The sequence below is a fragment of the Rhodopseudomonas rhenobacensis genome (assembly GCF_014203125.1).
In the GTDB taxonomy this organism is placed as follows: Bacteria; Pseudomonadota; Alphaproteobacteria; order Rhizobiales; family Xanthobacteraceae; genus Rhodopseudomonas_A; species Rhodopseudomonas_A rhenobacensis.
This window is the reverse complement of record NZ_JACHIH010000019.1, coordinates 71,500-95,503: the sequence shown is the minus strand read 5'-3', so window position 1 is coordinate 95,503 and position 24,004 is coordinate 71,500. Positions and strand designations below refer to the sequence as shown.

General features: G+C 66.2%; 24 protein-coding genes. 4 read left to right on the top strand and 20 right to left on the bottom strand.

All coding sequences use genetic code 11. The features are described 5' to 3' along the window. The first annotated feature begins 31 nt into the window (after positions 1-31). Complete coding sequence (locus tag HNR60_RS15200; protein WP_184258928.1) at positions 32-865, top strand: transglutaminase domain-containing protein; 834 nt, start codon at positions 32-34, stop codon at positions 863-865. 294 nt (positions 866-1,159) lie between these two features. Here HNR60_RS15200 and HNR60_RS15195 read toward each other — a convergent pair whose 3' ends face one another. The 7 genes from HNR60_RS15195 to HNR60_RS15165 all read right to left on the bottom strand — a co-directional run bounded on the left by HNR60_RS15195 (position 1,160) and on the right by HNR60_RS15165 (position 8,191). After that, positions 1,160-1,375, bottom strand: a complete 216-nt coding sequence (locus HNR60_RS15195; protein ID WP_184258926.1) for a hypothetical protein — start codon at positions 1,373-1,375, stop codon at positions 1,160-1,162. Positions 1,376-1,525: 150 nt separating this feature from the next. Continuing rightward, positions 1,526-2,857 (bottom strand): carbohydrate porin, encoded by a 1,332-nt coding sequence (locus HNR60_RS15190; RefSeq protein WP_184258924.1) that lies wholly within the window; start codon positions 2,855-2,857, stop codon positions 1,526-1,528. A gap of 202 nt (positions 2,858-3,059) precedes the next feature. After that, the gene (locus HNR60_RS15185; RefSeq protein ID WP_184258921.1) at positions 3,060-4,484 is read right to left on the bottom strand and encodes a 4Fe-4S binding protein; all 1,425 of its coding nucleotides are present in this window, start codon (positions 4,482-4,484) and stop codon (positions 3,060-3,062) included. After that, the gene (locus HNR60_RS15180; RefSeq protein WP_184258919.1) at positions 4,481-5,320 is read right to left on the bottom strand and encodes an FTR1 family iron permease; all 840 of its coding nucleotides are present in this window, start codon (positions 5,318-5,320) and stop codon (positions 4,481-4,483) included. Before HNR60_RS15180 ends, HNR60_RS15185 begins: the two co-directional genes overlap by 4 nt. Before the next feature lie 15 nt (positions 5,321-5,335). Continuing rightward, complete coding sequence (locus HNR60_RS15175) at positions 5,336-5,716, bottom strand: cupredoxin domain-containing protein (RefSeq protein ID WP_184258917.1); 381 nt, start codon at positions 5,714-5,716, stop codon at positions 5,336-5,338. 92 nt (positions 5,717-5,808) lie between these two features. After that, positions 5,809-6,363: an iron transporter gene (locus tag HNR60_RS15170; protein WP_184258915.1), complete on the bottom strand. Its 555-nt coding sequence runs from the start codon at positions 6,361-6,363 to the stop codon at positions 5,809-5,811. 184 nt (positions 6,364-6,547) lie between these two features. Beyond that, entirely contained in the window at positions 6,548-8,191 is a 1,644-nt protein-coding gene (locus HNR60_RS15165) for an MFS transporter (RefSeq protein WP_184258913.1), read from the bottom strand. A 159-nt stretch (positions 8,192-8,350) separates the two neighbouring features. Here HNR60_RS15165 and HNR60_RS15160 point away from each other — a divergent pair, with 159 nt between their 5' ends. The 3 genes from HNR60_RS15160 to HNR60_RS15150 all read left to right on the top strand — a co-directional run bounded on the left by HNR60_RS15160 (position 8,351) and on the right by HNR60_RS15150 (position 12,153). Then, complete coding sequence (locus HNR60_RS15160) at positions 8,351-8,827, top strand: MarR family winged helix-turn-helix transcriptional regulator (protein WP_184258911.1); 477 nt, start codon at positions 8,351-8,353, stop codon at positions 8,825-8,827. Between the two features lie 349 nt (positions 8,828-9,176). Next, positions 9,177-10,124, top strand: coding sequence for a family 2A encapsulin nanocompartment shell protein (locus tag HNR60_RS15155; RefSeq protein ID WP_184258909.1), 948 nt, complete (start codon positions 9,177-9,179; stop codon positions 10,122-10,124). Next, positions 10,117-12,153 carry a family 2A encapsulin nanocompartment cargo protein cysteine desulfurase gene (locus HNR60_RS15150; protein WP_184258907.1) on the top strand — a complete coding sequence of 679 codons (2,037 nt, stop codon included), beginning with the start codon at positions 10,117-10,119 and terminating at the stop codon, positions 12,151-12,153. The genes HNR60_RS15155 and HNR60_RS15150 overlap by 8 nt, the downstream gene beginning before the upstream one ends. Positions 12,154-12,316: 163 nt before the next feature. Here HNR60_RS15150 and epsC read toward each other — a convergent pair whose 3' ends face one another. The 13 genes from epsC to HNR60_RS15085 all read right to left on the bottom strand — a co-directional run bounded on the left by epsC (position 12,317) and on the right by HNR60_RS15085 (position 24,004). Then, positions 12,317-13,264, bottom strand: coding sequence for a serine O-acetyltransferase EpsC (epsC, locus tag HNR60_RS15145; protein WP_184258904.1), 948 nt, complete (start codon positions 13,262-13,264; stop codon positions 12,317-12,319). After that, complete coding sequence (gene cysK / locus HNR60_RS15140) at positions 13,261-14,238, bottom strand: cysteine synthase A (protein ID WP_184258902.1); 978 nt, start codon at positions 14,236-14,238, stop codon at positions 13,261-13,263. Before cysK ends, epsC begins: the two co-directional genes overlap by 4 nt. A gap of 261 nt (positions 14,239-14,499) precedes the next feature. After that, a complete protein-coding gene (locus HNR60_RS15135) occupies positions 14,500-14,877 on the bottom strand; it encodes a hypothetical protein (protein WP_184258900.1) in 378 nt (125 codons plus the stop codon). 12 nt (positions 14,878-14,889) lie between these two features. Next, on the bottom strand, positions 14,890-15,696 hold the full coding sequence (locus tag HNR60_RS15130) for a transglycosylase SLT domain-containing protein (protein ID WP_246432963.1): 807 nt from the start codon (positions 15,694-15,696) through the stop codon (positions 14,890-14,892). Next, positions 15,697-16,170, bottom strand: coding sequence for a hypothetical protein (locus HNR60_RS15125; RefSeq protein ID WP_184258897.1), 474 nt, complete (start codon positions 16,168-16,170; stop codon positions 15,697-15,699). It abuts the gene before it with no gap. 55 nt (positions 16,171-16,225) lie between these two features. Beyond that, positions 16,226-16,759 carry a YbjN domain-containing protein gene (locus tag HNR60_RS15120; RefSeq protein ID WP_184258895.1) on the bottom strand — a complete coding sequence of 178 codons (534 nt, stop codon included), beginning with the start codon at positions 16,757-16,759 and terminating at the stop codon, positions 16,226-16,228. Between the two features lie 17 nt (positions 16,760-16,776). Then, entirely contained in the window at positions 16,777-17,820 is a 1,044-nt protein-coding gene (locus HNR60_RS15115; RefSeq protein ID WP_184258894.1) for a peptidyl-prolyl cis-trans isomerase, read from the bottom strand. After that, positions 17,817-18,416 (bottom strand): hypothetical protein, encoded by a 600-nt coding sequence (locus tag HNR60_RS15110; RefSeq protein WP_184258893.1) that lies wholly within the window; start codon positions 18,414-18,416, stop codon positions 17,817-17,819. The genes HNR60_RS15115 and HNR60_RS15110 overlap by 4 nt, the downstream gene beginning before the upstream one ends. 2 nt (positions 18,417-18,418) lie before the next feature. Then, positions 18,419-20,260, bottom strand: coding sequence for a putative porin (locus HNR60_RS15105; RefSeq protein ID WP_184258892.1), 1,842 nt, complete (start codon positions 20,258-20,260; stop codon positions 18,419-18,421). Positions 20,261-20,306: 46 nt separating this feature from the next. Continuing rightward, positions 20,307-21,062, bottom strand: coding sequence for a TonB C-terminal domain-containing protein (locus HNR60_RS15100; protein WP_184258889.1), 756 nt, complete (start codon positions 21,060-21,062; stop codon positions 20,307-20,309). Further along, the gene (locus HNR60_RS24195) at positions 21,059-21,556 is read right to left on the bottom strand and encodes a hypothetical protein (RefSeq protein ID WP_246432962.1); all 498 of its coding nucleotides are present in this window, start codon (positions 21,554-21,556) and stop codon (positions 21,059-21,061) included. Before HNR60_RS24195 ends, HNR60_RS15100 begins: the two co-directional genes overlap by 4 nt. Positions 21,557-21,563: 7 nt before the next feature. Next, positions 21,564-21,968 (bottom strand): ExbD/TolR family protein, encoded by a 405-nt coding sequence (locus HNR60_RS15090; RefSeq protein WP_184258887.1) that lies wholly within the window; start codon positions 21,966-21,968, stop codon positions 21,564-21,566. A 5-nt stretch (positions 21,969-21,973) separates the two neighbouring features. Beyond that, positions 21,974-24,004 carry a DUF2341 domain-containing protein gene (locus HNR60_RS15085; protein WP_246432961.1) on the bottom strand — a complete coding sequence of 677 codons (2,031 nt, stop codon included), beginning with the start codon at positions 24,002-24,004 and terminating at the stop codon, positions 21,974-21,976.

The following is a 24,004-nucleotide window of genomic DNA, read 5'->3' as shown; positions in this document are numbered from 1 at the left end:
ACCTTTTTGCCGGGCAAGAACGGAGATTTCAGTGCTGATACGGGCAGGCTACAACATCGCGTTCCATTGCTTCCAAGACACGCCGATGAATCTGATGCTCAGCGTGCATCCGTCGCGCATGCAGCACGTCATCGGCGAGCATCGCATCCGGTTTTCATCGCAGGTTGAAAGTCGCGACATCCTCGACATGTTCGGCAACGTCTGCACCCGCATCGTGGCGCCGCCCGGCAAGATCGAGATCAGCAACGATTTCCTGATCGAGGATTCCGGCCTGCCGGACGAGGTCGCGCCGGGTGCTCGTCAGTTGCCGGTCGCCGAATTGCCGGACGACGCGCTGATCTATCTGCTCGGCAGCCGCTATTGCGACACCGACAAGCTGTCCAACCTGGCCTGGTCGCTGTTCGGCGGCATCACCTCCGGTTGGGAACGGGTGCAGGCGATCGTCGACTATGTGCACGATCACATCTCGTTCGGCTATCATCACGCCCGCTCCGATCGCACGGCGTCGGAAGGCCACGCGGAACGAGTCGGCGTCTGCCGCGACTTCGCGCATCTGGCGGTGACGCTGTGCCGCTGCATGAATATTCCGGCGCGCTACTGCACCGGCTATCTCGGCGACATCGGCGTGCCGGCCGATCCCGCGCCGATGGACTTCAGTGCCTGGTTCGAGGTCTATCTCGAGGGCAACTGGTACACCTTCGATGCGCGCCACAACCATCCGCGGATCGGCCGCATTGTGATCGCGCGCGGCCGCGACGCCGCCGACGTGGCGATTTCGACCAGCTTCGGATTCGCGCAGCTCGTCAGGTTCGAGGTGATCACCCATGAGGTGACCCAGGACGAGCAGTTGTCGCGCGTCGCCTGAGGGCATTGAAGCTCTGAATTGATAACGGCGAGCCATCGGCTCGCCCTTTGTCTTTGGCCGCTTAATAGTCCGGCCTGGTTGTCGTATCGGCTTAAAGCCGTCAGCTCCCAACCTGTCATTCCGGGGCACGAGTAGCGAAGCTGCGAGTGAACCCGGAATCTTGCAAAACGCTCGGCCAAGCATCCGCGGCGAGATTCGGGTTCGCTCGCTCTTGCGAACTCGCGCCCCGGAATGACAGCATCGCTTTCGGGTAAACGCCCTAGACGTGAAGTGCGCAGTTAGACGATAGCCGCGCTAATTGCTCGCGACGCCGAGCGCCGAACCGCCGGCTTCTTCGCGTCCCGGTACCGTGACCCGCACGTCATGGCCGAATTTGATGGCGTTCGAGGCCGCGACACAGGCGGCTTCGAAGGCCGCCTCCTTGCTGGCGTAGTCGCCCTCCGGCTCGCCGTCGTGCAACACCGCCCAGTGTTTCTCCTGGCCGACGATATCGTAATAGGCTTTTCCCATGATCACCTCCGACTGGCATAATCGCCGGTCGCAATGATCGTTCCGGGCTCTCTCGCGGCTTTGCCGCGCGATCTGCGCGACCGCCGCCTCCCTAAACGCAAGCGGCGGAGGTTGCCCTCCGCCGCTGCATCTTGACGTCTGAATGATGGATCAGAACGTGATCGTGGTCCTGACGCCGAACACATAAGCGTCGTCGACAAACGACCCATCGTCGCGGGTGACGCCGCCGAACGGCTTGGAGATGTATTGGAAGTCGGGCTGCAGCGTCCACCAGGGATTGATCTGGGCGATGTAGCTGACCTCGAGCACGGTTTCGCCGGAGCGCTGCAAGGATGAGTTGTCGAAGCTGTAAGCGACCGCCTCCCTGCTGATCTTGGAATGCGCCACGCCGACGGTCAGAGTGTCGGCCTCGCGGCCGGGAACGAAGCCTTTGAAGCCGACACCGCCATCGATGTACCACGACACCAAATTGCGGTCGGATGGGGTCCAGCCGCCGCGAACGAAGATGCTGGTGCTGGCCTCCTTGCCGCGCCACAGCATCTGATCGACCACGCCGTACATGCCCCAGTCGGTGCTGCGGTCGGTCTGGTAGTACTGGTCAAGGAAGCGATCGCCGGTGTGATACCAGGTGCCGAGCTTATAGGAGCCGGCAAGCCCGGTGGCATCCTTGGCCTGGTTGAAGTTGTACTGCGCCTCGCCGAGCCAGAACGCGCCGCCATCAAGGCTGAACGTGGTGCCGTAGCGGTTGCAATCGCGCTGCGGGTTGTCGCTGGTGCAATTCCCGGCGGGATTGCCGGCAAACACCGCGCCGAGCAAGGAGATATTCTCGGTCGGATTGACCTGCAGCCGCACCCCGGGGGTGGCCAACGGATAGGCCGGGCCGCCGCTCGGCAGGTTCGCTGCCATGATCGCGGCCCACCCGAAGGTGCCGTTGATCAGGCCGCCCGCGGTGGTGCTGACCAGAAATTCGTCGTCGCCGGCGAGTTGGCCGAGGCGGATCGAGCCCCAAGTACCGAACTCCTGCTGGAACCAGGCGGTGAACAGCCGCGTGGTGCCGTAGGCGTCGATGTTGCTGGGATCCGCGATCGAGCCGACATAGTTCGCGGCGTTCTGGCCCTGCGCGCTGTGAATCTGAAAGGCACGGACATGGGTCTTGGCGCCAGCCCAACCGACCAGCTTCTCCAGGTCGGTGTTGATGGTGACGTCGAGACGGCCTTCATAGGTGGCATAAGTGCCGCCGGTCGGCTTGACGCCACCGGAGATCCCGAGCACCTCGCCGATGTAGACCACGCCGATTTCGATGCCCTTATCCTCTAGGGCAGTACGGGCGCCACCCCAGGTGCCGGTGAGCTTATCGCGCTCTTCCAGGCTCTTCTCCTGGGCGCTGGCGGTAACGAGGCCGCCGGCCAGCAAGCCGGTCGCCAACAGCGCAGTGGCGCAAGCGCGCGGCGCGGTGAAATTTCTGTGTCGCGTGTAGCTCATTCTGTCCCCCAATCAATGATCGACGGGTACCAGACGGCCCCGGCTGCGTAAAGGCTAACCCACTGATTAGTAACGCCATTAGACAACTTCTAGGTGGTAATTTCGCACCGCGGTGCACACAAAGTCGCGCGACGAAAGTCGTCGTCACCGCTCCTTTTCAGTCGGAGCGGCGCAGCACTCAACCAGCCGGATATGCTTAACGTCAGAAATGCCAGAACAACGTGGCCCACACCGCGCCGCTGGTCACGACCGCGACGCCGAGCGGCAGCATCGCCGCGACCCGGCGAATCATTGCGCGACTGTACAGAGCCGAGATCTGCCAGCCCAGCCAGAGAGACCACGAGGCCGCGCCGATCAGCAGCGCCGCGCGCAGCGGCCCGACGAAGCCGAACACGATGCCGTCGTTGCGCAGCAGCGACACGGTGGTCATCGACAGGCCGAGGAACACCCCACAGGCGGCCAGCGGGATGAAGCTCTGCACCAAGTGGTGGAAGCGCGCGGTCGACCAGGTGCCGAGCAGCCGCGTCGCCAGCGCCGCGCAAGCCGCCACCAGGCCGCCGGCGCAGGCCGCCATGCCGACCAGGTAGCCGACCAGCACCGCGCCATCGAGCAGCGACATCGAATCGTTGAGGTCCGGATAGTTGGTCAGGATGAACCACGGCGCGGTCATTTCCAGCGGCCACATCACGCCGTGCTCCACCAGGAACTCGGCGATGGTCTGCTTGATGGCGATGAAGGAGGCGCTGCTGGTCCAGTGGAACGCCGCGGCGGCGACGCCGAGCAGCCCGAACAGAATCAGCATGGTTTCCACCGGCCGCGGCTCGGCGCCTGCGACGTGGACGATCTCGTGGCTCGGCGAGCGCCGCGCCAGCGTCACCGCGCCGCGATAGCCGCTGCAACGGCCGCACATGTGGCAGGCGCTGCCGCCCTTCATGGTGCGGATCGGCACCAGCGGGGCGCAATTGACCAGTTGCGCGGCGCCGCGGGAGTGCGGCTTCTTCCAATCGTCCCAGGCCTGACTGTCGACGCGGAAATGCACCGGCGCGAGCTTCGAGAGCACCGCGAACACGCCGCTGACCGGACACAGGAAGCGGCACCACACCCGCTTGTTGCGGCCCCACAGCGCCGCGGTGGCGATCGCCGCCACCGTCGAGAAGCCGAGAATCACCAAGGCCGGCTTCGGATATTGATAGACGCTGATCATCTGGCCGTAGATCGTGGTCGCCGCGAAGGCGACGAACGGCCAGCCCTTCCAGCGCACCCAGCGCGGAATCGCGAGGCCCCGGCTATGCCGGCTCACCGCTTCGGTCATCGAGCCTTCCGGGCACAGCACGCCGCACCACATCCGGCCGACCAGCACGGTGCTGAGCAGCACGAACGGCCACCACAGGCCCCAGAACACGAATTGCGCGAACAGCGTCAGGTTGGTCCAGATATGCGCGGCGCCGGACGGCAGTGGCAGCAGCGTCGGGACGATCAGCAACCCCAGATAAACGACGACAACGCCCCATTGCGCGGTGCGGATACCGCGCTGGTTGCGCATCAGCCAATCGCCGATCTCGTGCAGCGCCGCGTCGATGCGGCCTTCGGAGCGGCCCAGGGCCAGGGTGTCGCCGGGTTCCCTCATGCGGTTTTCGCCTGCGGTCGGGGCCAGAACAACGCCCAATAGATCAATCCCCAATAGACGGCATAGACCAGCACCTGCATCAGGTCGGGCCTGGCACGATAGCCGGTCAGCGCACCGACCAGCCCGCCGATCGGGCCGGAGTCCGGGAGGATCGCCGAAGAATCCCACAGCCGGCGCGACAGCGTCGGCAGAAAGCCGAGATCGATCAGATTGTCCACCCCGGTCACCAGCAGCGAGGCCGCCAGGAACAACAGCAGGATCTCGGTGATGCCGAAGAAGGTTCTCCAGGACATGATGCGGCTGCCGACCTGCAGCAGATAGTAGGTCCCGATCGCCAGAACGAAGCCGACGATCGCCACCAGCAACGGCGCCATGAACTCGCCGGTGCGCGCCGCGGCCAGCGTGCCGTAGAGAAACACCACGGTCTCGCTGCCCTCTCGCGCCACCGCGATCAGCGCCAACACGAACACGCCCCACCAGTTGGAGCGATCGGCGGCGCCTTGCAGCGAGGTTTCGATGTCGCGCTTCAGGGTGCGGCCGTGGCGGCGCATCCAGAACACCATCTGCACGATCAAGGCGGCGGCGATCAGCACCGCGCCGGTCTGATAGGCGCGCTGCGCTTCGTCGGGCAGCGTCTCGCCGAACAGCACCAGCACCACGCCGAACAGCACCGACAGCAACAGCCCGGCGGCGACGCCGCTCCACAGATAGACCTTGCCGCGCGCGGCATCGACCTGCTGCCGGGACAGCCAGGCATTGAGAATCCCGATCACCAGCAGAGCTTCGACGCTCTCCCGCCAGATCACGAAGGCTACGTTGCCAAGTTGTCCGCCCAAAGTCCTCTCCGTTCGCTACTTGGCGACCAGGACGGCCGGCGGCGCATCCAGATGAAAGTCATCGAAGAAATCATATTCGCCGGGATCCAGCGTGCGGATCACCAGCACCGAACTGGCGCCCGGCGCCAACACCTTCTCCTTGCGCAGCTCCTTGCTCTCGAACTCGGCCGGCTCCTGGCCGAGATTGTGCAATTCCAGCTTGAAGCGGGTATTGGCCGGCACTTCGAGCCGGGACGGCGTCACCTTGCCGTCGCGAAACTCGATGCGGAACGATGGCTCGTCGTCGGCGCGCGCGGCCGAGACGCCGATCAGCGGCAGCACCACGGCCGCCACCAACAAAAACACCGAACGGCGCGTCGTGCGCGCCGTCCGGCTGATCATGCAGAAAAGATTCATACGTTCAGAACCTAACCAACCTGGATTCGCCTTAGAAAGCGAATGCGTCGCAACTGCCTCGGCGATTTTGCGGCGCAGCGCATTGATCTGCGTCAGTAGGCGCCCTTCTTGCCGGTGCCCGCGTAGGTAAATTCGTATTCCACGGTGAACGGCTTGAACCACGGGGCGACGCCGGTTTCCTTATCGACGTGACGGCCGAAATGGCTACCATGCGGATCGCTGCCGGGCGGCGAGACGTTGAATTTCAAGGTGTATTTGCCCGGGCCCTGGAGCTTGACGTTGTTGCCATAGTGCGGGCCGTCGCTGGCCACCATCGCCATCGCGTCGCCCTTCTGGCCTTCCTTCTCGCCGACCTTGGTCAATTCATAGGTGACCTGCAAATAACCCACCCAGTCGCCCTGGGCGTAGCCGTTCTTGTTGCCCTTCAGCGCCTTGATGTCGGCTTCGATGTGGATGTCGGACTCCTTGGCGTCGCGCATCATGCCGGGCGGCTCCATCTCGATCGGCTGCAGATAAACCGCGGCGACCTCGAGACCGGCATCGGCCACGTTTTGCGGCTTCCCGATCGGATATTCCTTGGCCATCGCGGCCGAACCCACGAGAGCCATGGCGGCTCCCAACGCGGCAGTCATAACGAAACGACGCATTCTTCTGTCCCCTGATATCGCGCCCCAGGCGCGTCTGATGGCCAGACCCTGCCAATGGGAACCGTTCGCGTCAATCAATCTATATTAGAATATCAATAGCTTAGAAGCTCTCCAAACTGCCCCGGAACGGCGTTCTAATACCGATTTTGCGGCGGACTCGCGGCTGCGGACGCAACGGCAGCATTCAGTCCGCCCGCACTTCCGGCACCAGCATCACCGGCCGAGTGGCGCGGCGGCCGACGATGTCGGCGACGCTGCCGTGGACGAGGTCGGTCGGGTCGCCGTGGTGCCGGCCGCCGAGCACGATCAGCCGGGCGTCGAGAGCATCGGCATGGTCGAGAATCGCTTGTGGCAAACTTGCGGCAAGCTCTTCCCGCACTGCGCCGGCGGCCTGCAGGCCGGCGGCGTGCAGTTCCGCCAGCGCCAGGTCCACGATCCCGGCCGAGCCGCTGGAACTCTCGGCCACGGCGGCCTCGCCTTCGACCAGTTCCAGCGGACAGATGTGCAGCACCTCCACCGGCGCGCCGACCGCCGCCGCGGCCTTGGCGGCGCGGGCCAGGATCGCGCGGTCGTTGGCGGTGCCGTCGAGGGCGACCAGGATCGGGCCGCTCGGCACAACGGCTGCCGCCGCAACGTCGGGCTTGGGATGCTTCGCGGTGAAGCGGCCAAGATTGCCGCGCATCGCCAGCAGCACCGCGGCCGCGGCCAGCGCCGACACCGCGGCGACCACGAACGACGCCGAGGCGCCGAAATGCTCGGCGATCTTCGGCGCCGCATAGGGCGCGATCACGCCGGCGAACCAGCGCACGAAATTATAGGCCGCGGAAGCCACCGGGCGCGGAAACGGCGAAATCTCCAGCGCCATTTCGGTGAACACGGTGTTGTTGATGCCCATCACCGCACCGGACAGCACCACCGCGGCGACGATGATCGGCACCGAGCCGAAGGCCATGCCGAGCAGCAGCACCGCCAGCGCCACAAGATTGGCGACGCCAAGCGTCAGCGCGCTGAACAGGATCTGCAGCCGCGGCGCCACCAGCACCGAGAACACCGCCAGCGCCAGGCCCCAGCCGAAGAAGATCAGGCCGACGGTGTGCGCCGAGGCCTGCAGCACGAACGGCACGAAGGCCAGCACGGTGAAGAACGCGTAGTTGTAGAAGAACGCGCTGCCCGCCACCGACAGCAGCCCGCGATGGCCGAGCGCGCGGATCGGATCGACCAGGCTGGTTTTTCGCGCCGCCTTGGGCTGCGCCTCGAGAAACAGCGCGATGGCGACGAAGCCGATGGTCATCAAGGCCGCGGTGCCGAAGAACGGATAGCGCCACGACAGACTGCCGAGCGCGGCGCCAAGCAGCGGGCCGACCGAAATGCCGAGCCCGAGCGCCGCCTCGTACAACAGAATCGCGGTAGCGGTGCCGCCGCTCGCCGCCGCCACGATCACCGACAGCGCGGTGGCGACGAAGAACGCGTTGCCGAGGCCCCAGCCCGCGCGATACAGCACCAGTTCGGTGACCGAATGCGAGGTGCCGGCGAGTGCGGCGAAGCAGGCGATCAGCGCCGCGCCGAGCAGCAGCGTCCGCCGCCCACCGATCCGGCTGGAGACGAAGCCGGTCGCCAGCATCATCACCGAGGTCACGGCGAAATAGCTGGTGAACAGCAGCGACACCTGGCTCGGCGTCGCCTGCAGCCCCTCGGCGATCGAGGTCAGGATCGGATCGACCAGCCCGATGCCCATGAAGCCGACCACCGCCGCGAAGGCGGTGGCCCAGACGGCGCGGGGCTGGCGAAAGAAACTCGAACCGACGTCGCCGGCGGGGGCGCTGGACATGGCATGCTCTCGGGTAATTAGATGTGTCATACAGCTAAATCGGCGAGCGCCGCAGAACAAGATGTATGATACATCTAAAACTGCAACCGTGACCCGCGCTGGGATCCGGGCCTATAATCGCGCCGCCCTCCCCGCTCCGAGTCCACCGGGACCATCGCCATGAGCTCCACGCCCGCCAAAACCAGCTCGGCCGGCCGCACCGACGTCGTCGCGGCGATCGAGGCGGAGATGTCGTGGCTGGCGCGCGGGCTGGAAGCGGCGCAGCGCCGCCGCGACTACCCGCTCGACCGCGCGCAATATCTGTTGCTGCTGATCGTGCAGGCGCACGGGCCGCAGACCGTGATGGCATTGGCCGACCGGCTGCTGCTCGACGGCTCCACGGTGACCCGGCAGGTCGCGGTGATGGAGGAGCGCGGGCTGATCGAACGCCACGCCAACCCGGCCGACGGCCGCAGCATGCTGATCCGCGAGACCGCCTCGGGGGCGCGCGACGCCCTCAAGATGCGCGAGATGCGGCTGCGCCGCATGCACAACCTGTTCAAGGGATGGAGCGCCGCCGAACGCGAGGCATTCGCAACCTTGCTCGGCAAGTTCAACACCTCGCTGACCACCAGCCTGCGCGCCGAAGAGAACTGATCGGTTAGCGCGGGCGATCTCGGCCCGACCAGCGCCGCGCGACATCCCACCTCGACGCACAGATAAGCGTGGCTCCGCGCCTCGCCGCAGAGCGCAGCTTTGCGCCCGTAGATGATTTTTATCGTGCGACGCCGGATTTTCGCACGATCACGTCGCGCTTAGTACGTCATTCCAAATCGGCGCTGAATTCGAAATGCCCGTTCTGCACTCTCGCCTTGAACATTGGAACTCCGGGCGATACGACGCAATCAGCAGGCAATCATCGTTCAACGTCACAACTACAATCATCACACAACATCTACGCCAACAGCAGTCCGGCCGCATGATCGCGGCCGCGCAGGAGATAGGCATGGCCGAAGATACCGACGTCCGACGCACCTTAAGCGAATCCGCTGCGCGTCAACTTGCCAACGCGACCAAGACCCGCGCGCAGTGGTCGGGCATTACACCGCGCTGGCTGGTTTCGTTCTTGCCATGGACGCCGGTCGAAGCCGGTATCTACCGGCTCAACCGCGTCAAGGAAGCGATCGCGCTGTCCGATGCCGACGTCGAGTGCAGCCCGGTGCGCGATCGCGACGCCGACCTGCCGGAGACTTTCGTCGACTACGAAGTCGCGCCGCGGGAATACTCGCTCAATGCGGTGACCACGGTGCTGGAAGTGCAGACCCGCGTCTCCGATCTCTACAGTCATCCTTACGACCAGATCCAGGAACAGCTGCGGCTGTTGATCGAGAAGGTCAAGGAGCGGCAGGAGAGCGAAATCATCAACAACCGCGACTACGGCCTGATCTCCAACGCCGCGCCGTCGCAGCGGATCGTGACCCGGGGCGGCGCGCCGACGCCGGATGATCTCGACGAACTGATCACCAAGGTGTGGAAGGAGCCGGCGTTCTTCCTGGCGCATCCGCGCGCGATCGCGGCGTTCGGCCGCGAGTGCACGCGGCGCGGCGTGCCGCCGCCCACCGCGACGCTGTTCGGCTCGCCGTTCCTGACCTGGCGCGGACTGCCGCTGGTGCCCTCCGACAAGCTGCCGATCGACGAGAACGGGCGCTCCTCGATTCTCTTGCTACGCACCGGCGAGAAGCGCCAGGGCGTGGTCGGGCTGTTCCAGCCGGGCATCCCCGGCGAGGTGGCGCCGAGCCTGTCGGTGCGCTTCATGGGCATCAACCGCAAGGCGGTCGCCTCCTATCTGATCTCGCTGTATTGCTCGACCGCGATCCTGACCCACGACGCGCTCGCCGTGCTCGATGACGTCGAGGTCGGCAAGTATCACCAGTATCCGTTCAACTATGTCTGAGCCCCGCGCGGCCAGCGGCGCCGCGTTGCCGCAAGATCCCACCAGCGCCGCCTGGCCCGACGCGGCCGTGATCGCGCGGCTCGCCAACGCGTTGTTCCAGGCGCCGCCGAACCAGGCGCCGCCGAGTTCGACGAACGCGCCGCTCGGCGCGCAGGGCATTCCGTTGGCGCCGCAGACCCCGATCACCACGCCGGCGCCGACGGTGACGACGAGCGCGGCACCATGGGTGCCGGGCAATCCCTCGGCGGGGCCGCCGGACCTGCCGCCGACCACGATTCCCTCGGTGGTGCCGACGCCGAGCGTCACCGCGCCGCAGCCGCCGTCGCAATCCTCGCTGCCGCCGGGACTCGAGCTGCCGCAGCCCGGCTCATCGCCCGGCGCAATCGGACCGCAGGCGATCGATCTGCAGGCCATCGATCTGCAGGGCGCGCCGCAGTTCAACCTCGGCGACGCGGTGTATTTCGCCCCGCCGGACCGGCGCGCCCTCGACGCCGCGCCGGGCCGCGGCGCAGCGGGCGACGAGCCCGCCGCTTACTTCCTCTCGGAGGCGCCGTTCGCGTCGCATCACGCGCCGCAGCCACCGACGCCGCAGTCGGCCCGGCCGCCTTCGGCAACGCCGACCGGCAGCGGCGACCCGACGCCGCTCGACGCGGTACCGACGCAGAACTACTTCCTCAATGCCGACGCGACGCCGCAGCCGCCGCGGCCTGACGTGGGCAAGCCGAGCGCAGACTTCGCCGTGATGGCACCTAACCTGCGCCCGGTGCTGACGCCGGCGTTCGGCGGCGGCGCGCATCCGTTCGATCCGCACGCCATCAAGCGCGACTTTCCGATCCTGCAGACGCGGGTGCACGGCAAGCGGCTGGTCTGGCTCGACAACGCCGCCACCACGCAGAAGCCGCAGGCGGTGATCGACCGGCTGTCGCAGTACTACACGCACGAGAATTCCAACATCCACCGCGCCGCGCATGAACTCGCCGCGCGCTCCACCGACGCCTTTGAGGCGGCGCGCGAAAAAGTCCGCCGCTTTCTCGGCGCGCCCTCGCCGCGCGACATCATCTTCGTGCGCGGCGCTACCGAGGGCATCAACCTGGTGGCGCAGGCCTGGGGCCGCCGCAACATCGGCGAAGGCGACGAGATCGTGGTGTCGTGGCTCGAGCACCACGCCAACATCGTGCCGTGGCAGCAGCTCTGCGCCGAGAAAGGCGCGCGGCTGCGCGTCGCCCCGGTCGACGATCACGGCCAGATCATCCTGGAAGAGTATGAGAAGCTACTCGGGCCGAGAACCAAGCTGGTGTCGATGACGCAAGTCTCCAACGCGCTCGGCACCATCGTCCCGGTCACCGAGATCACCGCGATCGCGCATCGCCACGGCGCTTGCGTCTTGATCGACGGCGCGCAGTCGGTGTCGCATATGCCGGTCGACGTGCAGGCGATCGGCTGCGATTTCTTCGTGTTCTCCGGCCACAAGCTGTTCGCGCCGACCGGGATCGGCGCGGTGTACGGCAAGGAGTCCGTGCTGGCGCAGATGCCGCCGTGGCAGGGCGGCGGCAACATGATCGCCGACGTCACTTTCGAGAAGACGCTCTATCAAGGCCCGCCCGACCGCTTCGAGGCCGGCACCGCCAACATCGCCGACGCGGTCGGCTTGGGTGCCGCGATCGATTATTTGCAAGGAATCGGCATGGAAGTGATCTCGCGCTATGAGCACGAGCTGCACGGCTACGCCACCGAGCGGATGCTCGGCGTGCCCGGGCTGAAGATGATCGGCACCGCCAAGGACAAGGCCAGCGTGCTGTCGTTCGTGCTCGACGGCCACGACCCGGTCGACGTCGGCAAGGCGCTCGACCAGGACGGCATCGCGGTGCGCGCCGGGCATCATTGCGCGCAGCCGATCCTGCGGCGGTTCGGGCTCGAGGCCACGGTGCGGCCGTCGCTGGCGTTCTACAACACCTGCGAGGACGTCGACGCGCTGGTGGCGGCGCTGAAGCGGCTGCAAAGCGGCGCGCCGCGCGGGCGGGTGGGGTAGCAGCGGTTCAAGAAAACGAGGCTGTCATTCCGGGGCGCGAGGGCGAAGGCCCGAGCGAACCCGGAATCCAGTACTCACCGCCCTGGGATACTGGATCCCGGGTTCACTCGCCGCTGGCGCGGCTCGTGCCCCGGGATGACGGTGTTAGTAGTTGTGCGCCGCCTCAAATCCCCGCGCCGTCGTCAAAGCTTTCGCTGCGTGCCTTGGCCTGGGTGACCACGCTGCCCGGCGGCAGGCTCTTGGTCAGCCAGACGCTGCCGCCGATCGAGGAGCCGTGGCCGATGGTGATGCGGCCGAGCACGGTGGCGCCGGCGTAGATCACCACGTCGTCTTCGACGATCGGGTGACGGTCGCCGCCCTTGACGATGGCGCCGTTGTCGTCGACCTCGAAGCGCTTGGCGCCCAGCGTCACTGCCTGATACAGCCGCACCCGGCGGCCGATCTTGGCGGTCTCGCCGATCACCACGCCGGTGCCGTGATCGATGAAGAAGCTCTCGCCGATCTCGGCGCCCGGATGGATATCGACGCCGGTCTGCGCATGCGCCAGTTCGCCGATGATCCGCGCCAGCATCGGCACGCCGAGCAGATACAACCGATGCGCGATGCGGTGGCGGATGATCGCGGCGATACCGGGATAGCAGAACACCACCTCGTCGAGGCTCTTCGCCGCCGGATCGCCGTCGAACGCGGCGCGGATGTCGCTGTCGAGCAGCGCGCGGATTCGCGGCAGGTCGTGGGCGAAGTCGGCGACGACCTGCAGCGCCCGGCATTCCACCTCGCTGCGGCTGAGCGCGCCGTCGTGGTCGCCGAGATGCAGCTCGCGGCGCACCTGCTGGCGCAGCGTGCGCAGCGCCTGGTCGAGGCTGTCGGCGACGAACCAGTCGATGCCGTCGTGCGACAACCCCGCCGGGCCGAAATGCCGCGGATACAACGCGGCGACGAGGCCATCGACCACGGTGACGATGGCCTCGCGCGACGGCAGTTCGGGGAGCGACCGGCCCCGGTAGCGCCGCTTCTGTGAAACCGCCCGAAGCCCCGCGAGCTCGGCGACGATGCCGTCGAGGTCCCAGGTTTTGTCCGCGACGATCCGCGGTTCGGGCCGCGCGTTCATGCAGCGAGAACCTGGGCGTCGAACAGGCCTTCGAACAACACCGACGACAAATAGCGCTCGCCGGAATCGGGCAGGATCACCACGATGGTCTTGCCGGCGTGCTCCGGCTTGTTGGCGAGCCGCACCGCGGCCGCGACCGCCGCACCGCTGGAGATGCCGGACAGGATGCCCTCCTCGCTGGCCAGCCGGCGGGCATACTCCACCGCGTCGTCGTTGGAGACCTGCTCGATGGCATCGATCAGCGACAGATCGAGCACGTCCGGCACGAAGCCGGCGCCGATGCCCTGGATCTTGTGCGGGCCGGGCTTCAGCGCCTCGCCGGCGACTTTCTGGCTGAGGATCGGGCTCGCCGAAGGCTCCACCGCGACCGACAGGATCGGCTTGCCCTGGGTGGTCTTGATGTAGCGCGACACCCCGGTGATGGTGCCGCCGGTGCCGACGCCGGCGACTAAGATGTCGACCGCGCCGTCGGTGTCGTTCCAGATTTCCGGGCCGGTGGTCGTTTCGTGGATCGCCGGGTTGGCCGGGTTCTTGAACTGCTGCAGCAGCACGTAGCGGTTCGGATCGGAGGCGACGATTTCTTCCGCCTTGGCGACCGCGCCGGCCATGCCCTTCGGGCCTTCGGTCAGCACCAGCTTGGCGCCGAACGCGATCAACAGCTTGCGCCGCTCCAGGCTCATCGTCGCCGGCATGGTCAGGGTCAGCGGAATGCCCTTGGCGGCGGCGACGAACGCCAGCGCGATGCCGGTGTTGCCCGAGGTCGGCTCGACGATCTCCTTGCCGGGGCCGAGCAGGCCGCGCTTTTCGGCGTCCTCGATCATCGCCGCGCCGATCCGGCACTTCACCGAATAGGCCGGGTTGCGGCCTTCGATCTTGGCCAGCACGGTGGCCGACGCGCCGTCGGTGACGCGGTTGAGACGGATCAGCGGGGTGTGGCCGATCGACTGCGCATTATCTTCGAACCAGCGTGACATCTTCCATGCTCTCCGTCTTGCAAGGCGGGCGGTGGGTGATGCGATCGAACTCCGCGCGCCGACAACTAACAACTGGAGCGAGCGCGTCGGCTCGCCATCGTCGGCTTGATATCATAGGGAACCCGCGGCGTGACACCATTAACAAACCGGGTTTTGCAATTTGGAAGGAAGCCGTCGCGGACGTCGCGCGCGATGCAAATTCCTTCCACGCAAACGCCTCGAATCGGAAAGTTGACCGCGCGCGCGGAGCCGCCCGCCGGCCTAGCGATGCAGCGGCGCGGTGAACACCGGCGCCGCCGGCCGATAGGGAAACGCCGACACCCCGAAATTCCGGCCATATTGCTGCTGCACCGCCGGGATGTTGACGGTTCCGACCTTGAGGTCGGACGACTTGGCGTCGACCGGCGGCAGAATCGGATTGGGATTGACGCGATCGACCTCGCGTTTCAGCTTCTGGTTGAGACAGTTCAAGGCGCGGCTCGATCCGATCTCGACTTCCACGCAGCGTTCCGACCTCGCGGCCGTCGCCGGCGCCGCGCCGCCGATGACGATTTCGGGCAGCATCTGGACCGCGTCCTCGGCCACGGCCGGGGACACCAATACGGTCAAGGCGATCAAGACAACGGCTGGATTGCGCATGCTGATTTCCTGCTACCGCCTGGCCCGCACCTGAAGAACCAGGGCGCTGAGCTGGGTATTGAGCGCGGCGATGTTCACGGTTGCGGTTCGCGACAGCGCCAGGCACTTGCGGCCGCAGCCGCGACCCGGACCGGGACCCGAACCGGGGTCGCCGAAGGTCGCCACCGGAACGCTGCCGGTGACGCGATAGCCGCGCGCTGCGAGCTTGGATCGCACCGCCAGGCAGTAATTGACGGACAGAACGGAAAACCTCGTCTCGCCATGGCCGGCGCGGTATTTCATCGCGGCAGTGCAGAGATCGCCGCCGGCCCGCCGCCAGGCTTGCGCGAGATAGGTGACGCCGTAATGGATGTTGGTTTCCGGCACCGCGAGTTCGGCCAGCGTGCCGGCGAAGCCCAGCATCCGTGCCGTCGACGGCAAGATCTGCATCAGGCCGATCTCGCCGACGCCGCCGATCGCGGCGGGATTGTAGCCGCTCTCCACCCCCATCACCGCCTCGGCGATTTCCGGCGCCAGCCCGGCTTGCGCCGCTTCTTTTTCAATGATCGGACGATACAGCGCGGCCCCGGACACCGCAGGCGTCACGGCGGCCACGTTGGATGGCTTCGGCGCAGCCGCCAAACTCGCCGGCGGAAGATCATCTTTGGCCGGCTCGCCCTCGACCGCGGCGAAACGGGTGACAAACGACGATGGCGCCGGCTCCGCGGCCGCAGGGATCGCCGAGAGCGCAAACGATGCGGCCAGGATGACGACGGACACCGCGCGCGGGCGTCCGGCGATCGCCGGCGGCAGAGCGGCGATACGGTTCGCGACAGCCATCTAGTCCCCCTTTTGCGGCGGCTCGGGGGGCCGTAGCGAGAGTCGCAAATTGACCGGCTGCGGCATCTCCGGCGGCGGCACGCCGACATGACCGCCGTTCAGCAGCCCGCGCAAATCGGCCGCGACCTTGTCGTCGGCGAGATCGACGAATTCAACCCGCTCGATATTGCCGGCCGGCGAAATCCAGCTTCGCAGCGTCAGGCTGAGCGGCGGCGCGTCGGTGCCGCGCGCGGCCAGATAATCCTGCAAATGCCGCGGCAGTTTTCCGTTGGCGGCGAGCAGATCCGCGAAGCGAAGCTGCAGCTGCTGCGAGAATTGCTGCCAGGCCAAAGGGGCCGTCGCGGCAGCGCGATAGTCGCTCGGCTGCGCCGCCACAACCGCCTGCTCTGCCGCCGTCCCGGTCAGAAAGCCGGCCCCCAGCGACCAAAGCAGCCGTCTCCACCAGCCCGACCGGCGCCGGCGCGCTTCCTGCATCACTCTCGGCACTTCTGGCTCGTCCTTCCCGCTGTCAACCGTCGCCGCGTTCCAACTACTGGATCAGCGCCGGCGTAGCCGTTTGCGCCGCCTTGTCGTGCGCCGGCGCCGACGGCAGTGCGGCTTGCTGGTCGGCAGCCGCGGCGGCGGTTTCGCGGACGCTCAACTGCTTCAATTCATCGCGCAGAAAGGCGATCAGTTGCTGCACCAACTGGTCCCAGATCTCGATCTGCGCGCGCAGATAGTCTTGCGTCACACCGCCGGCCACCGAGACGTCGAGGCAGAACACCAGGAACGGCTGGCTGAGCTGCAGGCGGGCGAACCGCCGCGTGGCGTTCCAGCGGTTCACCACATCGAGCGGCAATTCGCCCTGGATTTGCAGCACCGCGGTGAAGGCGACATCGACAAAGCTCTGATCCGGGCCGGCAAGCCGATTGCCCGGACGAATGTCGAAGGCCAGCCCGCCGGTGGCCGATCGCACATAGGCGACGTTGGCGACCGGATCGGTCAGCGTCTCAACACGGTATCCCGCCTGCTGCAGAACATCGCGCAGCACATCGAGGGTGAGTTTCATCGTCAGGTCAGACATCGTGATCTCCGCGCGGATTATTTGCTGGAATTGTCGAGCAGGTTCGACAAGGCGAGTTCGTTGAGCACCGGCGGATGTTGCTTCAGCAATTCCGCCAGATAGCCGCGCCGCATCACGCCCGCGCGCTCCTTGCGCAGTTGCTGGACCAGTTGTTCGCGCACTTCCAGCAAGGTGCGGGTGTAGGACGCCTTGGTATCGGTCAGCTTCAGGATGTGCCAGCCGTCGTCGAGCCGAACCGGATCGGACACCGCGCCCTTGGCGAGGCCGACGATGTGGGCGCGGATTTCGGGGATGATTTGCGTCTCGGGAATCATGCCCAGATCGACGCTCCCCTTGGCATCGCTGTCGTCACCGGCGATCGCCGCGAAATCCGCACCCGCGGCTTTCAGCTTCTTCTGGATATCGTCGAGCTTCTTCCTGGCCCTGTCTTCGCTCGCCTTGTCGGCGTCCTTCGCGCTGGCGATGAAGATCTGCGACAATTGGTATTGCCGCGGCACCACAAGCTGACCGCGATTGGCGTCGTAGACCTTCTGCAATTCATCCTCGGTGGGAAAATTGCTCGGCGGCGCCGAGACCGATTGCAGATAGAGCTCGACCAGCGCGCTCTCGCGCACCCGGTTGAGCTGAGCGACCACCTCCGGCCGCTGCTCCCACTTCTTATCGGCGACCTCGTCGAGCACCAACTGGTTGGCGAGCAGCATCCGCACCACCTGGCTGAGCTGGCCCGGATCCTTCGCCAGCACCGCGCGGTCATTCGGCGCAAGCGCGCTGATTTGCGCGCGCAGATCATCGGCGGTGAGTTCATTGTCGCCGACCCGCGCGACGACGTCGGTCGCGGCCTTGACGCCCACAGGCTTGACCGCCACGGCCTGCGGACGCTGTTGAACGGCCGCCGCAGGCTGCGCCGCGGCAACCGGCTTGGCGGGCACCGGCCGCGCCGGCGCCGCGTTTGCGACCGGGGGCGCCGTCTGCGCTTGCGCTGAGCCTCCCGACGCTCCGGCAAGCGCGGCGATGACGGCGACGCACGCCACTGTCGACGTGGTGAACGGGGACATGGTCATGGGGTCACTTTCTGATCGAGGATCTTGTCGGTGCTGTCCTGCAAGAAGGTCTGCACTTCGATGCGTCCGAGCCCGGTCAACGGCTCGGTGGCGACGAAGTTGTCGCCCACCGTCAGGGTCCGGTAGCGCGCCAGAATTTCGCGTCCGGCCTTGATCAATTCGGTGTTCTTGGCCTTGCAGCTTTTCGCACTGGCCTTGTAGGTCGCCGCCTCGCCTTCGAATTTGGCGCGTTCGGCGTCCTTGCTGCGGGCGACGGTCGCGGCCTCTTCATAGGCGGACTTCCACTTGTCCAAGGTCTCGTCACGTTCGGCCAGCCGCTGATTGAATTCATCGACCGCCTCGCGATTTTCCTTCTTGAGCTGGCGCACCTCGTCCTTGGCGGCGTCGACCTGCGCCTTCATCGCCGCCTTCTCGCGATCGGCGTCGGCAACCTTGGCCTGCAAGGCGGTGCGCTGATCTTCCAGCGCACGGGTCTGCGCGGTGGCGCTGCGCAGCGCCTCGCGCAGCCGATCGGAGTCCTGATCGGCATGGGCGCTCGCAGCTGCAAGCAGCCCCGCGATCACCAGCAGCGTGGTTTTCGGAATACCGAGCCGCATGATCAGAACCTCGCATTCAGATCGACTTGAATGATATCGACGGCATACGGCATGCCCGCGATGTTGTTGGCGCTCATCCAACGCATCGAGGCCCAGACGTTTTCGCTGAGGCCGAGATTGCCGCCGACGAAATAGCCCTTGAGGTTGGTGCCGCCGAGGCCGAAGTCGGAATCGACGAAGGCGTCGATGGTGGCATCCGATTCTAGGTACTTATAGCCGCCGTGCACGTTCCAATCCCACAGATGCTTGATCGCCTTGTGGCCGACCGTGACGCGGCCGAGCCAGCCTTGGTTGCCGCCGTTGAACGGACCGGGCACGCCGGTGACGACGTCGGGCCCGAGGTTGTTGTAGGCGACCGCAGCGACATCGCCCTTCTTGAACGCGCTGTTCCAGACATATTCGCCGTCGAGCAGCACATGGACCGGGTGGAAATCGCCAAGGTCGATCTGGCCGCTGGCCACCACCGGCTTGAAGTCGCTCGCCAGGCCGTAATACTGATACTGCGACAGCTGGGTCGCGCCGGAGTAGGTCGGGATGTTGCGCAACAGCCTGTACGTATTGCCCTTCTGCGCAAATGACGGCCGCCGCATATCGGTGTCGCAGATGTCGGTGGTGCTGGTCACGATGCAGGCGCTGGAGAGCTTGCCCTGCACGTTGCTGAAGTCGTAATAGGCGCCGGCGAAGCGGACACCGGATTGGGCGTCGAACCGTGCGGAAAAGCCCGCCTGAGCCCCGAACAGCCATTTGTCGTCACTCTTGAACTTCACCGGCGTCGAATTTCCGGTGTAGAGATTGGCGCCGGCGTTGAGATCGGTGTTGTAGATCGGGAACGCGCCACCGACGACAAACGGTGTTATGCCCGGCAGGATTTCATATTTGGCCTGCGCGGCGACTCCGTCGAAACCCAAATCCTTGTTCCAGACCAGATCGGTCGGCGACCAGAACGGATTGTCGAAGCGGCCGGCGGAGATCACGAGATCGTCGCCCCACGCCTGATATTTCAGGAAACCGCGATCCAGCCACAGCGCGTATTTCGAGAAGTCGCCGCCGTTATAGCCGAACGTCTGATTGGTCGAGACCGGCGAGTTGTTCTCCCCGGTCGCGATGCGCAGGCCCGCGGAAAACCCGTTGAACAGATCGGCATCCATGCCAAGCCGGGCGCGGAGCCGGGTCCGCTGGCGGTCCTCGCTGGTGTTGTAGGACGGCGGGTAATACGGATTGAGGGCGGCGTCCTCGAGGAACGGCGAGCCGGTGTTGATGGCGTTGAAATTCTGCAGCGGGCCGTTTCCGCTGGGAAAGAAGCTGCCCTCATAGCGCGCCCGCAGATCGCCGGAGAAACGAATCCGCTGCGCCCATTCCGGATAGGCGCCGGGCGACGCCCAATTCTCTTTCTCCGCCTTGGCCATGACGTCACGCCTAATCTCTTCGCGTAACTGGCGTTTGACAATCTCGGGAACATAAGTGACGTGGCGGGTGCCGGGCGGCTGCGCCGCGGCGCTGGCGGCATTGGCGGCTTTCGCGGCCTCGTCGGCCTTGACGGTGGCGTCCTTGGCGGCCTGGCGCGAGACATAGGCCTCGTCGTCGGCCTGCTTGATCAGCGCCTGCGCCTGCTCTTCTTTCAGCACGCCCTGCTTGACCAACAGATTGACCAGATTGATCGTCGCATTCGGCGACGCCGGACTGGCGCGCGACACCCCGGTGCGCTTGACGTCCCCCTTCTTGGCGGCCGTCGCACCCTGGTCGGATCCACTCTGCCCGAGCGCCGGAACCGTCCAGGTCAGCGCACACAGCGACATCGCGATCGGCACCATCCGCCGGCGTGCGTCGAGTTTCTTCTTAGACATTTGTCCCCAGTCCTCTATCAGTCGGATGACTCAACAAGTTCGTTTCTCAGCTCGGTCGGCGCGCGGTGACGCGGGTGACCATCGGCATCGGCATGTCTTTGGGCGGCGGCTCGCGAAGCACCAACTTGCCGAGCACCTCGTTGCGGATGGTGGCGTCGAGTTCGGCGTCGCCGCTGGACGACATCAATTGCACCTGATTGACCCGGCCGGTTCCGTCGGCCCAGAACCGGATCTGCAGTTGCATCACGGAATTGCGGGTCTTGCCGTTGGCGCGCAGCGCCGCTTCGATCTGCGACTGCACGATCGAGGCGTACCAGCCCCAGCGACTGCCGCCGCCGCCACCGCCGCCATAGGCGCTGCCGCCCGGCTTGCCGCCGAGATTGAACAGATCGCCGGGACCGACCGGCTTGGCATCGAGCGACAGCGGACCCGGCAGGTCTTCGTTCTTGGCATCCCGGACCGGCTCGTCCTTCGGCTGGTCGACCTGCTTTTCTTCCTTGAATTCCGGATCAGCCATCTTCGGCTGCTCGATCATCTGCGGCTCGGGCATCTGCTGCGGCGGCGGCGGCGGCGGTGGCGGCAAGATGTTGACCACCGTCAACTCCCGCACCTGGCGCGGCGGCGGCAGGTCGTCGCCGGTGAACAGGAACAGATAGGCCCCGGCGAACATCGCCGCGACCACCGCCAGCGCCGCGCCGTAGCGCGCCAGCGGCGCAGCACTTCCGCGCTGCGACGCGTCGTCCTCGGCATCGTCGTCGGGGATTTGCACGTCGCCGCCTTGCGGCCTTGCCGGCAAGCTCATGATGCAGCCTCCAGCGTCGCTGGATCGCTGGCGCGCTCCGCGACGTAGTGTGCGACAAAATCCACCACCAGCTCAAAGTCGGTGGTCTGCAGCGTGATCAAGGTGTCCGGCGCCGCTTCGACCGCCACGTGATAGGCCGAGCGATCGGCGTCGAACTCGACGAAGGTGGCGCCGTCGATGGTCAGCCGCGAGCCGGGACAACGCGAGATCGTCAGAAGCAGAGGATCCCGCTGCGGGCCGCGACCGGCGAACTTGCAGCGCAACGCCTCGGCCAATCTGACCAGCAGCGCCTCGCCGCGCAGCGGAAACTGCAGCACGACGCCGCTCGGCGCCGACCTCTGATGTCCGCCCGGCGCCGCGTTGATCCGCTCGGACCCGGCGTCGAATGGCGGCGTCGGCCGCCCGGCGCCCGGCGCCGGCGCACGGCGAAGCCAGGCCCAGAACGTCCTGGCGCCTCTCTTGGTGTCTTCGCGGATGTCCATGATGCGATTCATCGATGCATCACTTCACGAGCGGCTTGGTGGCGAGGCCGACTTGCGTCAGGCCGATCCGACCGAGCAGGTCGAGCACGTCCATCACGCTTTGGTACTGCGCCTGCGCATCGCCGCGCAGCACCACGGGAAATTCCGGCGTCAGCGCCTTTTGCTGGATCAGACGCTGCTCCAGCTCGATCAGCGTCACCGGGATGGTGTCGAGGAAGATCTTGCCGTCGTTGGCGACGGTGATCGCCTTGGTGGTCTGCGTCGCCAGACTCGGCGCCGCAGAGGCTTTCGGGAGATTGACCTTCTGGCCCTGCACCGTCGCCGTGGTCATGATGATGAAGATCACCAGGAGCACATAAGCGAGATCCAGCATCGGCGTGATGTTGATGTCGTCATACGGCTTGGCGTCGCTTTGCACCATCATCGGGATTACTCCGCCGCCGCGTAGCGACGAGACGGATCCGGACGACCGCGATCGGCGGCGTAGGATTCCGCCATCTTGGTGACGAACTCGTCGATGAAGACCTGCATGTCGGAGGTCAGGTCCTTGATCCGCGAGATCAGGTAGTTGTAGCCGAACAGCGCCGGGATGGCGACGAACAGGCCGGCGACGGTAGCGACCAGCGCCGCGGCGATGCCTGGTGCGATCGCGTTGACGTTGACGTCGCCGCTCTGCGCGATCGCCGCGAAGGTGATCATCACGCCGACCACGGTGCCGAGCAGGCCGAGGAACGGCCCGCCGGAGATCGCGATGGTCAGCAGCACCATCATCCGGTTCAGGCGCTGCGTCTCCTTGACGTAGCCGCTGTCGAGCGCAGCACGGATCGCGGCGATCGACGTCGCGGCGAGCACCGCGGTGCGGTTGCCGTTCTGAGCGAAACGGGTGCGAATTTCCTCGGCACCGATGTGGTAGATCCGATACAGCGAGGACGCCCGCATCAGCTTGGCATCCTCATCGCCGACGCCGAGGCGGTGCGACGCGGCGTCGGCTCCGACGGCAAGGTCCAGCGCGGTCAGATCGGACGCGACCTGGCGAAAACCACTCATGAAGGTGGCGTTGGCCTTGGACTGCCGGTTCAGATACGCGGTCCGGTCGTACATCACGACCCAGCTGATCGCCGCCATGATCATCAGGATGCCGATCACCACCCAGCCGTCGAAGGTCACCGACTTCAGGATCACCGCGAAATAGCCCGACAGCCAGCTTGCGGTCTCCTCGTCGGCGCTGAAGGTCACGAGCTTGGCGAGATCGGGGCCCTGCCCGACCGCCGCAATCTTGATGAAGCCAGCGCTGCGCGCAACCTTCGCGATCTGTAGTTCGTCGAGGTCGCCGCTGAAGCCGGCCATCGCCGGCGCCGGCGCCGGGGCAGCCTCGACCGCAGCAGCTGCGGCGTCCGGAGCGGCGGTGGCCGCCGCGACACCGTCAGCGGCCGTCGCAGCGGGGGCTGGCTGCGCAGTCGCGGACGGGTCAACCGCTGCTGCGGCAGGGGGGACGATCCGAGCCTGGGTCTCGCTTCCAAGCAGAGCGATCGTGTTCAGGGCCGGCAGCGACGCCGTGAGCGACGCATAGGACACGCCGTCGAGGTAGATCGTCAGCTGACCGGCATTGGCGACCACCGCGAGGTGGTGCCAACCATTCGGCGCGATCGCGGCGCCGGCGCCGCTGCGTTGAACGACGCCGGCGTTGTTCACCTCGACGAACGGCGCGCCGTTGTCGAGACCGATCACCACGCCGCCGGTGGCATCGCGGCGGCTGTAGATCGCGGCATTCGGCTGGATCGCGGCGGGCTTGATCCAAGCCGACCATGTCAAAGCGGCGTTGGCCGGCAGCGTCAGCGAGGGCGAGGCCGGCAGCGTCAGCGCCGCGCGGCCATCGAGCCGCAAGCCGGTGCCGATGATGGCGCCGTCGGCGGGCTGGCCGACGCTTTGGGCATTGTTCATCCAGGCCGACGCATCGAGCGCCGGCGTGCCGCGTTCGTTGAAGTGATAGACCAGCATCGTATCGGGGTCGTAGCTGCCCTTCGGATCGCTGGTCGCCACCGCTTTCTTGTTGCCGTAATAAGCCCAGATATCGGCCTTCGCGCCGGGCTGCAGGTTCGGCACCGCGACCCAGACCAGCGCCTCGGCGAGCAGCGAGTCGAACTTCTCGATATGATATTTCAGCGGCATCTTGTCGTCGCCGGCGACGAAGCGCAGATCGCTGCCGTCATCCTTGGCGAGGCCGAAACGGAAGTTGCCGACATGCAGCCGGATCAGCACCGGCGTGGCGCCGATCGGATCGGTGATCCCGGCTCCGGAGGCGCTGGCGTCGATGGTGATCTTCTTGCGCAGCTGCCATTCGTCGTTCCACCACGCGCTCGCCGGCGCCGTCGCCGCCAGCATCCCGATCACGCCGACCAGCAGCCCCGTCGCTATCCTCGTGATCGATCGCCGCGACGCCGGCCGGCGAACTCCACCCAT